Origin of the sequence: Mycobacterium sp. E3198, from assembly GCF_001667015.1 — a bacterium.
GTDB lineage: Bacteria > Actinomycetota > Actinomycetes > Mycobacteriales > Mycobacteriaceae > Mycobacterium.
The window spans coordinates 15,286-27,159 of the sequence record NZ_LZIS01000248.1 but is presented as its reverse complement, the minus strand read 5'-3'; the positions used below and the strand labels follow the sequence as shown (position 1 = coordinate 27,159).

The following is an 11,874-nucleotide window of genomic DNA, read 5'->3' as shown; positions in this document are numbered from 1 at the left end:
GCGCTGAGCACGCGGATGGCGCTGACCAGCCCGTCGACCAGGTGGCCCTGCTCGAACGCCGACGAGGCGGCGGCCACCCCGAGCGGTGCGGCCGACTCGGCGCCGCGGCCCCTGACGGCCGAGCCGTAGACCACCTCGATGGCGCACTGGTCGGGCGAAACCGCGAGCAACACCGCGTTGTCGGGCGTCGGCACCTGGGCCAGGATTTCGCGGGCCCGCGCGGCGGTGTCGCTACCCAGGTCGCCCAGGTAGATGGCGAACCGCGCCAGCGACGACCGCGAGCCGTACTTCAGCGCGTCGTCGATGGCGACCAGGTCCTTGGTCGGGAAGGGGTAGTGCACCGACAGCTCGCCGGGCTCGGTCACGGCCGAGACCCGTCCGCTGGTGGTGATCACCGACCCCTTGGGCAGCCCGGCGGGCTCGATCGTCGCGACCTCACCACGTGCCACTGGCGCCACCTCCAACCGAGAACTCCGCCGCACCGTGTCCGCCGTGCGCGTGGCCGACGTCCTCGTCGGTCGCGGCCCACAGGATCGGCGGGTGGGTCCACTTCTCCGACATCTGGTAGGTCGCCGGGTGGGGTCCCTTGTGCCGCCAGATCAGCAGGGACAGCACCACGACCAGCGCCAGCGGGATTCCGATGAAGTACAGGTGAATCTCTGTCAGGCTCACGACGCAAACCGTATCCCACGGATGTTCAGGCCGCGCCCTCACCCAGGTAGCGAGCCCACGACGGGTCCAGTTCCTTGACCGTCGACAGCAGCCGCCAGTGCTGCCCCGTCGGCGGCAGGGGCGCCCGGCGCAGGGCCCAGCCCAGCTCGGCGAGCAGCTTGTCGCCCTTGCGGTGATTGCAGGTCGAACAGCACGCGACGCAGTTTTCCCAGGAGTGGTCGCCGCCGCGGCTGCGGGGCACCACGTGGTCGACGGTGTCGGCCTTGGCCCCGCAGTAGGCGCAGCAGAAGCGGTCGCGGTGCATGAGCGCGGCGCGGGTCATCGGCACGCGGGCCCGGTACGGGACCCGCACGTAGGACCGCAGCTGGATCACCGACGGCACGACGATCGACCTGGTGGCGGAGTGGATGACCGGACCCGCCGGGTCGTCGTGCACCACGTCGGCCTTGCCGCAGATCACCATGACGATCGCCCGCCGCATGGGCAGCGCCGTCAGCGGCTCGTAGGTGGAATTCAGCAGCAGCACCCGCCGGCGGCTCCAGATCGAGGCGGCTTCGTGGCGGGTCGGCGGATGGGTTTCGACACTATGCAGGCATGACGCGGTTGGGGGCCCGGTCAACCCTGCCGCGGCACCGGAACTGCGGTGACTGCGGCGTCTCTTGCCATGCGCCATAGATCCTCCGCGGATAGTCCACCATGATTCGCCGCCAAACGCACCCTTATTGCAGGTGCGCGCCGTGTCAATCCGGTGAACAGCAGGGTGGGTCCGGCCGTGCCGCCGAGGCGATGCACCACAATGGTGGGCGATGGATCAGGTGAGCTTTTACGACGCTGTCGGCGGTGCCGAGACCTTCAATGCGATCGTGTCGCGGTTCTACGCGCAGGTCCCGGAGGACGAGATTCTCAGTCAGCTGTATCCCGCGGACGACCTCGCGGGCGCCGAGGAGCGGTTGCGGATGTTCCTCGAGCAGTACTGGGGCGGCCCGCGCACCTACTCCGACCGGCGCGGGCACCCGCGGCTGCGGATGCGGCACGCCCCATTCCGGATCACCCCCATCGAGCGCGACGCCTGGCTGCGGTGCATGCACACCGCCGTCGCCTCCATCGATTCGCAAACCCTGGACGACGAGCACCGGCGCGAGTTGCTCGACTACCTGGAGATGGCCGCCCACTCGCTGGTCAATTCAACCTTCTGATTGCTAACCGAACGGAGCAGCATGAGCCACGAGCCGTGGTGGTCGAACGCGGTCTTCTACCAGGTCTATCCGCGGTCGTTCGCCGACAGCAACGGTGACGGGATCGGCGACCTCGACGGGCTGACCGCCCGGCTCGAATACCTGATCTACCTGGGTGTCGACGCGATCTGGCTCAACCCCGTCACCGTGTCGCCGATGGCCGACCACGGCTACGACGTGGCCGACCCGCGCGACATCGACCCGGTGTTCGGCGGGATGGCCGCCATCGAGCGATTGATCGCCGCGGCGCATCAGCGGGGCATCAAGATCACCATGGACGTGGTGCCCAACCACAGCAGTTCGCAGCACCCCTGGTTCCAGGCGGCGCTGGCCGCCGGGCCCGGCACCGACGCGAGGGAGCGCTACTACTTTCGCGACGGCCGCGGTCCCCTCGGCGAGCTGCCTCCCAACAACTGGACGTCGGTGTTCGGCGGGCCCGCGTGGACGCGGATTGTCGAACCGGACGGAAACCCCGGCCAGTGGTATCTGCATCTGTTCGACGCCGAGCAACCGGACCTGAACTGGGAACACCCCGAGGTCTTCGACGACTTCGAGAAGACGCTGCGCTTCTGGTTGGAACGCGGCGTGGACGGCTTCCGCATCGACGTCGCGCACGGGATGGCCAAGCCGTCCGACCTGCCCGACGCCAAGGACGACATCAAGGTGCTGAGCCACAGCGACGACGACCCGCGCTTCAACCACCCGAGCGTGCACGACATCCACCGCGGGATCCGCGCGATCGTCGACGACTATCCCGGGGCGGTGACCATCGGCGAGGTATGGGTCATGGACAACGCTCGGTGGGCCGAGTACCTGCGGGCCGACGAGCTGCATCTGGGCTTCAACTTCCGGCTGACGAAGATCGACTTCGACGCGACCGAAATCCACGACGCGATCGACAACTCGCTGGCCGCCACCGCCCTCGAGAACGCCACGCCGACCTGGACGCTGTCCAACCACGACGTGGGCCGCGAGGTCACTCGGTACGGCGGCGGCCAGGCCGGGCTGCGCCGGGCGCGGGCCATGGCGATGGTGATGCTCGCCCTGCCGGGCGCGGTGTTCGTCTACAACGGTGAGGAATTGGGGCTGCCCGACGTTCTGGACCTGCCCGAGGAGGTGCTGCAAGACCCGACGTGGGAGCGCTCCGGGCATACCGAACGCGGCCGCGACAAGTGCCGGGTCCCGATTCCCTGGTCGGGTGAGGCGCCACCGTTCGGGTTCTCGACCACGGCGGACACCTGGCTGCCGATGCCCGCCGACTGGGCGGCGCTGACCGTCGAAAAGCAGCGCGACGACCCCGACTCGACGCTGTCGTTCTTCCGGCTCGCACTCGAAATGCGTAGGGAGCGAACCGAATTCGCCGGTGCCGGCCTCGATTGGCAGGCGGTGACGCGCGACACCCTGATATTCCGCCGTCGCGGCGGCGGCCTGGTGTGTGCCCTGAACGCCGGCCGGCGCGCGATGGCGTTGCCGCCGCGAGAGCTCATCTTGGCCAGCGCGCCGTTGGTCGACGGCAAACTGCCGCCCGACGCGGCGGCGTGGCTGGTCTGACCCGGCAGCCTGTCAGCGCAACACCAGGGCCGCGTGAGCGCGGCGCCGGTACACCGAGCCGAACCTGGCGTCGATCCGCAGCCACGACGGCGATACGCGCACCCGCACCAGCTCGTCGGCGGGGGCAGGCTCACCGGGCGACTGCGGCAGGAAACCCATTGCGGTCAAGGCGAACACGCAGCGCATCGGAAGGCCGACGCTGACGTCGGCCGAGCTGACCCGGATGACCTCCTGGTCGAGCAGCGACACCGGCGGGCCGTGCGAACTGCCGCTCTCCTTGGCCAGTCGCGCGCCGCGCTGCGCCAGGTCCAGCAGGACCCGGGCCGGCAGGTCGTCGAGGTGAGTGAATCCGGATTCGGGGGGCAGCGCGCCGCGCCATGCCGAGTCCATCGCGAAGCCCGGATCGACGTAACCCGACGAATCCGCCGCCGACAGGCCACGAGCCAGCGCGTCCGCGGCCACCGACAAATCGTCGGGCCGCACCCTGCCGACGACCACCCTGCTGGCCAGCACCTCGAAACCCGTTGCCACCCAAGCGGTCAACAGCCCAGCCGACCGGGCCCGCAGCCGGATGACCGCGGCGTCGTCGAGGCGCATCGCGTGGTCGACGAACGTGGCGAGGTCCCCGCGGTGGGCGGCGTCGCGCAGCCACAGTCCGCGCTCGGCCCTTATTCCCTCAGCCATCGTTGCAAATACTCCCGATGGTGCGGCGAGAGCCGCACCAACCGCTGCTCCTCGATATGGACGGCGGCCAACTGCGTCTCGGCGATGACCGCGGGCTTCGACGCCGGGTCGGCGTTGACCGAGCGCACGTCGTAGCCCAGCGTGAAATCCACCGTCCGCACCTTCTTGGTCCAGATGGTCACCTGCAGAGGCGAATCGGTCAGCCGCAGCTGCCCCCGATAGGTGACCCGCACGTCGGCGATCAGCAGCCCGATGGTCGTGATGTCGGCCGCGAACGGCTCCTGGAGGAACAGCACCCGCGCCTCCTCCAGGATGGTGACCATGGTGGCGTGGTTGATGTGCTGGTACATGTCGATGTCCGACCAGCGCACCGGCACCGGCGCGACGTACCCGACGCTCAACTCGACGATCCCCGTCCGCTGGTGCGGGTCATGCGGCGAATCTGCCGGGCCGCCACCGACAGGGTCGCGAGATCCTTTGCGCCGCTTTCCTGGATCTCGCTGAGCGTGCGACGCGCCCGCTCCACCCGCGACGCGCTCATCTGCTCCCACTCACCGATCTTCTCCTCGCCGCTTTCGTCGGGCTCCCCCACGGCCAGCACGTCGAAGGTCAGCGACCGCAGCGAGGCGTAGATGTCGTCGCGAATCGCCAAGCGCGCCAACGATTGCCAGCGGTCGTGCCGGGGCAGCTCGGAGACGGCGGTCAGCAGGCCGTCGGTGCCGAGCCGGTCCATCAGGGCGAAATAGGTGTCCGCGACGTCGGCGGTCTCGATCTCGGTGATGTCGCCGACGTCGATGATGTCGAGCAGGCTGAAGCGGTACAGGCCGGCGGCGACCAGGTACGCCAGGTCTTCCGGGGTGCCCTCCGACGCGAATTCCGCCGCTTCCTTTTCGACGATCGCCTTGTCGTCCCCGCGCAGCCACTGCGACATGCGGGGCGTGAGTTCCTTGACCTTCGCGGCGAATCGGTTGATTTCGGCGCCCACCGCCAGCGGTTGCGGTCGGTAGTTGAGCAGCCAGCGCCCGGCTCGGTCGATCAGCCGCCGGGTATCGAGCGTGAGCCGGTCCGACAGCGCCACGGGTATGTCGGCCGCGCGGATGTTCCGCCAGATCTCGCTCACCCCGAAGATGGCATCGGTGGCAACAAAGGTACGCACCGCGTCGATCGGCCCGACGCCGACGTCTTCGGTGATCCGGAACGCGTAGCTGATGCCCGCGGCATCCACCAGATCGTTGATCAGCATGGTGGTGACGATCTCCCGGCGCAGCTGGTGGGTCCTGATCTCCGGGGTGAACCGTTGGCGCAGCGGCTTCGGGAAGTACAGCGGCAACCGGGACGCGAAGACGTCCTGCTCCGGCAGCTCGGTGGTCAGCATGTCCTCTTTGAGCGCCAGCTTGACGTGGGCCATCAAAGTGCACAGCTCGGGTGAGGTGAGCCCGATGCCGACCTCGGTGCGCCGGTGGATCTCCTTTTCCGACGGCAGCGCCTCCAATTCCCGGTTGAGGCCGCGATCTTCGAGGTACTTGATCTGCATCGCGTGCACCGGCAGCAGGCTGGCCGCGTTGGCGCGGCTGGTGCCGATCAGGTCGTTCTGATCCTCGTTGTCGTTGAGCACCAGTTGCGCGACCTCGTCGGTCATCGACTCCAGCAGATCCTTGCGCTCCCCGGCCTCGACCTTGCCCGCGGTGACCAACGAGTCGATCAGGATCTTGATGTTGACCTCGTGGTCCGAACAGTCCACGCCGGCGGAGTTGTCCATCGCGTCGGTGTTGATGCGCCCGCCCGACAGATCGAACTCGACGCGCCCCAGCGCGGTGACCCCGAGGTTGCCGCCCTCGCCGATCACCTTGGCGCGCACCTGATTTGCGTTCACCCGCACGGGGTCGTTGGCGCGGTCGCCGACGTCGGCGTCGGACTCGGATTCGGCCTTGATGTAGGTGCCGATGCCGCCGTTGAACAGCAGGTCGACGGGCGCCTGCAGGATGGCCTTGATCAGGTCGGGCGGCGACATTTCGCCGGCGTCACCGTGAATCCCGAGGGCGTCGCGAACCTGCGGGCTGACCGGAATCGCCTTGTGCTCACGGCTGTACACGCCGCCGCCCTCGCTGATCAACGACTTGTCGTAGTCATCCCAGCTGGACCGCGGCAGCTCGAACATCCGCTTGCGTTCGCGCCACGAAGACGCGGCGTCGGGGTCCGGATCGAGGAAGATGTGCCGGTGGTCGAACGCGGCGAGCAGCCGGATGTGCTCGCTGAGCAGCATGCCGTTGCCGAACACGTCGCCGCTCATGTCGCCGACGCCGACGACGGTGAAGTCCTCGGCCTGGGTGTCGACGCCCATCTCCCGGAAGTGCCGTTTGACGGCTTCCCACGTGCCCCTGGCGGTGATGCCCATGGCCTTGTGGTCGTAGCCCACCGATCCGCCGGAGGCGAACGCGTCGCCCAGCCAGAAGCCGTAGGACTTGGCGACGTCGTTGGCGATGTCGGAGAACGTGGCGGTGCCCTTGTCCGCGGCGACCACCAGGTAGGCGTCGTCGCCGTCGCGGCGGATCACCTCGGGCGGCGGGCTGACCTTGCCCGTCTTGTGGTCGACGTTGTCGGTGACGTCGAGAAGTCCCGAGATGAAGAGTTGATAGCAGGCGACGCCCTCGGCGCGGCTGGCGTCGCGATCGGCGGCGGCCTCACCGGAGGGCAGCGGCGGCCGCTTGACGACGAAGCCCCCCTTGGCCCCGACCGGCACGATGACGGCGTTCTTCACCGCTTGCGCCTTGACCAGGCCAAGGATCTCGGTGCGGAAGTCGTCGCGGCGGTCCGACCACCGCAGACCCCCGCGCGCCACCGGGCCGAACCGCAAATGCACGCCTTCCACCCGCGGCGAATACACAAAGATCTCGTATTTCGGCCGCGGCAGCGGAAGCTCGTCGATCAGCTGGGCATCCAGCTTGAGCGCCAACACATTGCGGGCCCGGGCCGAACCCTCGCGCGTCACAAAGTAATTGGTGCGCAAGGTGGCCTGAACGAGCGACGCGAACGCGCGCAGGATGCGGTCGGTGTCAAGGCTCACCAGCGCATCGATGTCCGCGGCGACCGCGGCGGCCGCCGCCTGCGCGTCACGGCTGGTCGGCGACCCCGATGCCCTGGGGTCGAACAGCGCCTCGAACAGCGTGACCAGTGACCGCACCGTCGACGGGTGGTCGTTGAGCACCGATTCCATGTAGGACTGGCTGTACGGAAAACCGGCCTGCCGCAGGTATTTCGCGTAGGCGCGCATGAGCACGACCTGCTGCCAGGTCAGTCTCGCCCGCATCACCAGCTCGTTGAACCGGTCGATCTCGACGCGGCCCTGCCAGATGGCGGTGACCGCGTCGGCGAATCGCTCTGCGGTGGAATTACGTTCCGCCGCCGACGTGGCAAACGGGATCGTCGGGTGCGGCTGGATCTTGAACTGGTAGATCCACACCGGCAGCCCGTCCGGCCGGGTGACGGTGAAGGGGCGCTCCTCGAGCACGACGACGCCCATGCTCTGCAGCATCGGCAGCAGCTGGCTCAGCGACGCGGTGTGCCCGCCCAGGAACCAGGTCAGCTGGGCGGCGCCGTCCTCGCCGCGGTCGGAGAACACCAACTTGACCGAATCATCGGACAGCTCGTTGATGATCGCGATGTGCTCGATGGCGTCCCCGGGTGTGACGACCTGCTTGTAGGCCTCGGAGAAGGCGCTGGCGTAGTGCTCGGCGTCGGCGTGCGCGGGTGTGCCCGTCGCGGTGGCGGCGATCAGGCGGTCGCCCCAGGTCCGTGCGGCCTCGCTCAGCAGCCCCTGGAGCCGCACCCGGGTGTCTTCCGAAACGTCCACCGGCGCGTCGGATTCGGGCAACCGGACCATGAAATGCATCAGCGCCCAAGGTGATTCGCTGACCCGGGCGGTGAATTCCAGCCGGGTGCCGCCGAATTCGCGGACCAGGATGTCCTCGATCTGCAACCGTACCGGGGTGGTGTAGCGGTCGCGCGGCACATAGACCAGGCACGAGACGAAGTATTGGAGCCGGTCGGCGCGCAGGAACAGCAGCGCGCGCCGCTGGGATCCCAGATCCACCACCGCCTTGGCCATCGCCAGCAGCCGTTCGGCACTGAGCGTGAACAGCTCCGAGCGCGGGACGGTCTGGATGACGTCGAGCAGCAGTTGGCCCGGGTGGATGGGGTCGCTGTCGGCCATGGTGAGCGCTTCGCGGACCCGGCGCGAAATCATCGGGATTTCCAGGACGTCGGCGTTCATGGCGGCGACGGTGAAGAGCCCGACGAAGCGGTGCTCGATCACCTCGCCGCCGTCGCCGTTTTCGCGGACAGCGATCGCGTACGGGTAGGCGCCGTAGCGCAGGTAGCTGCCGACCACGGACTGCGCCAGGACCAGCAGGTGGTCGTCGTCGGTCAGCCGGGGCCGCGAGCCGGTGCGCGTGCGCAGCACCCCGAGGCCGGGTGATCCGTCCGGGGACACGCGGGTGTCGTGCACACGGCAGCGTTGGTAGCCCAGCAGCAGGAAGTTTCCGTTGCCCAGCCAGCGCAGCAGCTCCGCGACGTCCTCGCGGTCCGGCGCCGTATAGCGGTCGTCGGCGTTGGTCTGAACGGCGGCTTCCACATCGGCCAGGGCGGTGATCATCGCCGCGGCGTCGGTGGCGACCTGCTCGACGTCGGTCAGCACCTTGGGCAGCAGCCGCTCCACCTCGGCGAGGGCCTTGCCGTCGACCGAGGGCGACAGCGGGACGTATATCCAGGCCTCGCCGTCGAATTGCGACGCACCAGGCGCTTTGGGTTCGACGCTGAGCAGGTCCCCGGTGGGGCTGCGGTGGACGTCGAAGACCGGGGTCATGATGCCGCCGTAGGCGACGCCGAGCCGGTGCAGCAGCACCGTGACGGAATCCAGCAGCATGCTGCCGTGGGCGGTGACGACCTGCAGGGCGGGCCCGAATCCCTCGGGATCGTCGGCCGGATGGACGCACACGCAGCTTCCGCGTTCGGGGCGGCACTCGCCGAGCTGATAGTGCGCGCGCAGCATGGCGGGGGTCACCAGGGCGGCGGGGTCGACGCGGTCGGATCCCGCGGCGGCGTTTGGTTCGTCGCCGCGCGGACCGCGGTAGCTCTCGATGTAGGCCGTCGCGATCCAGTCGGGAATGTCGTCACTGGTGCTGAACGTGGTCCACGGCTTGAGGTCTTGCTTGGCACCGGGATCGATCGCCATGCCGATTGCTCCCAACTCGCATCGTCGCGGGGCTGTGCGTCCGGTCGCCCCACCTGCTTAGCGGGGCAGCCCTGACATTAGTCGCGGGTCAGCTTGCGGTGGGTCACTCTGTGCGGCCTGGCGGCGTCAACCCCCAGCCGCTCCACCTTGTTCTCCTCGTACGCCCCGAAGTTGCCCTCGAACCAGAACCACTTGGCCTCGTTATCCTCATCGCCTTCCCACGCAAGGATGTGCGTACACGTGCGATCGAGGAACCAGCGGTCGTGCGAGATCACCACGGCACAGCCGGGAAACTTCTCCAGCGCGTTCTCCAGCGAACTCAGCGTCTCGACGTCGAGGTCGTTGGTCGGCTCGTCGAGCAAGATGAGGTTGCCGCCCTCCTTCAGCGTGAGCGCGAGGTTCAGCCGGTTGCGCTCACCGCCGGACAGCACACCGGCCGGCTTCTGCTGGTCGGGACCCTTGAAACCGAACGCCGACACGTAGGCCCGCGACGGGATCTCGTTCTGGCCGACCTCGATGTAGTCCAGCCCGTCGGAGACCACCTCCCACACGGTCTTCTTGGGGTCGATGCCGGCGCGGGACTGGTCCACGTAGCTCAGCTTGACGGTCTCCCCGACCTTGACCGTGCCGCTGTCCGGCTGCTCGAGCCCGACGATGGTCTTGAACAGCGTGGTCTTGCCGACCCCGTTGGGGCCGATGACCCCGACGATGCCGTTGCGCGGCAGGGTGAACGACAGGTCCTTGATGAGGGTGCGGCCGTCGTAGCCCTTGTCGAGGTGTTCCACCTCGACGACGACGTTGCCCAGCCGCGGCCCCACCGGGATCTGGATTTCCTCGAAGTCGAGCTTGCGCGTCTTCTCGGCCTCGGCGGCCATCTCCTCGTAGCGCTGCAGGCGGGCCTTGCTCTTGGCCTGGCGCGCCTTGGCCCCGGACCGGACCCAGGCCAGCTCCTCGGTCAGCCGCTTTTGCAGCTTGGCGTCCTTGCGGCCCTGCACCGCCAGCCGCTCGGCCTTTTTCTCCAGGTAGGTCGAGTAGTTGCCCTCGTAGGGGTAGGCGCGGCCGCGGTCGAGCTCGAGGATCCACTCGGCGACGTTGTCCAGGAAGTACCGGTCGTGGGTCACCGCCAGGATGGCCCCCGGGTAGGCGGCCAGGTGCTGTTCGAGCCACTGCACGCTTTCGGCGTCCAGGTGGTTGGTCGGCTCGTCGAGCAGCAGCAGGTCCGGCTTGGACAGCAGCAGCTTGCACAGCGCCACGCGGCGGCGCTCGCCGCCGGACAGGTTGGTGACCGGCTCGTCGGGCGGCGGGCAGCGCAGCGCGTCCATCGCCTGCTCCAGCTGCGAGTCGAGGTCCCACGCGTCGGCGTGGTCGAGGTCCTCCTGCAGCCGGCCCATCTCCTCCATCAGCTCGTCGGAGTAGTCGGTGGCCATCAATTCGGCGACCTCGTTGAAGCGGTCGAGCTTGACCTTGATGTCGCCCAGGCCCTCCTCCACGTTGCCGCGGACCGTCTTCTCCTCGTTCAGCGGCGGCTCCTGCTGCAGGATGCCGACGGTGGCCTCGGGGGCCAGGAAGGCCTCGCCGTTGTTCGGCTTGTCCAGGCCGGCCATGATCCGCAAGACGCTCGACTTGCCGGCGCCGTTGGGCCCGACGACACCGATCTTGGCGCCCGGGAAGAAGCTCAACGTGACGTCGTCCAGGATCACCTTGTCGCCGTGCGCCTTGCGGACCTTCTTCATCGTGTAGATGAACTCAGCCATGCCGCGGTTGTGCCTTTCTGGTCTTTGAGAGAGTTCTCGCCGCCCATCCTAGGCACCGCGCGGGGGGCCCGATCCCGCAGCTAAGCCGACAGCGGCAGCGGCCCCGTATCGGCGGCCTCGGCGCCCTCGCCGCCGTCGGCGTCCTCACCAGCGGCGGCGGTCTCATCGGTCGCGGGCGCAGCGGCCTCGGCAGCCGGGCCGGTGTAGCCCGGCCGCTCGATGCGCACAATTGCTCGGGACACGTCGGGCCCGACGGACGTCGCGCGCATCTCCAGCGATGAGCGGCGGTTGCCGTCACGGTCTTCGTACTCGCTGGTGTAGACGTGCCCCACCACGATCACCGGTGCACCCTTGCCCAGCGCGGCGCCCACGCCGGTGACCAACTTGCCCCAGCAGTTGACGTTGATGAACAGCGAGTTGCCCGGCTCCCAGCCGCCGTCGGCGGTGCGCCGCCGGGAATTGCTGGCGACGCGAAACTTGATGACCTCCTGGGTGCCGACCTGTCGGCGGTCGAGATTGTTGACGATGTGGCCGACCACGGTAAGCGGGGTTTCGAACATGGGCTGATCCCTTCTCGGTTGCATTTCTCTCCTGCGGTGACCATTGACCTCGCCGCCACCGACGGATCGCGCGCAAAAGCGGGTCCTCGCAGGCGGCCCTGTGGAAAGAATTGGGACTGTGGATTACTCCGCGAATTCCTACGAACCCGCATCTGTCATGAGACATCGCGCGCCATGAGAGGTCTTCG

10 protein-coding genes are annotated in these 11,874 nt (G+C 68.3%); 2 read left to right on the top strand and 8 right to left on the bottom strand.

Translation table 11 applies throughout. From position 1 onward, the window contains the following. The 3 genes from A5673_RS25570 to A5673_RS25560 all read right to left on the bottom strand — a co-directional run. The coding region (locus tag A5673_RS25570) for a DUF5130 domain-containing protein (protein ID WP_068237298.1) at positions 1-449 on the bottom strand (449 nt) is incomplete at its 3' end. Further along, positions 436-672, bottom strand: coding sequence for a hypothetical protein (locus tag A5673_RS25565; protein ID WP_068239010.1), 237 nt, complete (start codon positions 670-672; stop codon positions 436-438). The genes A5673_RS25565 and A5673_RS25570, both read right to left, overlap by 14 nt. A 25-nt stretch (positions 673-697) precedes the next feature. Continuing rightward, positions 698-1,345 (bottom strand): HNH endonuclease, encoded by a 648-nt coding sequence (locus tag A5673_RS25560; protein ID WP_068239008.1) that lies wholly within the window; start codon positions 1,343-1,345, stop codon positions 698-700. A gap of 133 nt (positions 1,346-1,478) precedes the next feature. Here A5673_RS25560 and A5673_RS25555 point away from each other — a divergent pair, with 133 nt between their 5' ends. Beyond that, positions 1,479-1,868: a globin gene (locus A5673_RS25555; RefSeq protein WP_068239004.1), complete on the top strand. Its 390-nt coding sequence runs from the start codon at positions 1,479-1,481 to the stop codon at positions 1,866-1,868. Positions 1,869-1,889: 21 nt separating this feature from the next. Further along, positions 1,890-3,458 carry a glycoside hydrolase family 13 protein gene (locus A5673_RS25550; RefSeq protein WP_068239002.1) on the top strand — a complete coding sequence of 523 codons (1,569 nt, stop codon included), beginning with the start codon at positions 1,890-1,892 and terminating at the stop codon, positions 3,456-3,458. A 12-nt stretch (positions 3,459-3,470) separates the two neighbouring features. Here A5673_RS25550 and A5673_RS25545 read toward each other — a convergent pair whose 3' ends face one another. The 5 genes from A5673_RS25545 to A5673_RS25525 form a co-directional block, all read right to left on the bottom strand. Next, positions 3,471-4,142, bottom strand: coding sequence for a hypothetical protein (locus tag A5673_RS25545; RefSeq protein ID WP_068238998.1), 672 nt, complete (start codon positions 4,140-4,142; stop codon positions 3,471-3,473). Next, the gene (locus A5673_RS25540) at positions 4,127-4,543 is read right to left on the bottom strand and encodes a thioesterase family protein (RefSeq protein WP_068238996.1); all 417 of its coding nucleotides are present in this window, start codon (positions 4,541-4,543) and stop codon (positions 4,127-4,129) included. Before A5673_RS25540 ends, A5673_RS25545 begins: the two co-directional genes overlap by 16 nt. Beyond that, positions 4,540-9,372 (bottom strand): NAD-glutamate dehydrogenase, encoded by a 4,833-nt coding sequence (locus A5673_RS25535; protein WP_068238994.1) that lies wholly within the window; start codon positions 9,370-9,372, stop codon positions 4,540-4,542. The genes A5673_RS25540 and A5673_RS25535 overlap by 4 nt, the downstream gene beginning before the upstream one ends. A 77-nt stretch (positions 9,373-9,449) precedes the next feature. Further along, positions 9,450-11,126 (bottom strand): energy-dependent translational throttle protein EttA, encoded by a 1,677-nt coding sequence (gene ettA, locus A5673_RS25530; RefSeq protein ID WP_068238993.1) that lies wholly within the window; start codon positions 11,124-11,126, stop codon positions 9,450-9,452. A gap of 80 nt (positions 11,127-11,206) precedes the next feature. Then, positions 11,207-11,686 (bottom strand): single-stranded DNA-binding protein, encoded by a 480-nt coding sequence (locus A5673_RS25525; protein WP_068238992.1) that lies wholly within the window; start codon positions 11,684-11,686, stop codon positions 11,207-11,209. Positions 11,687-11,874: the final 188 nt, after the last annotated feature.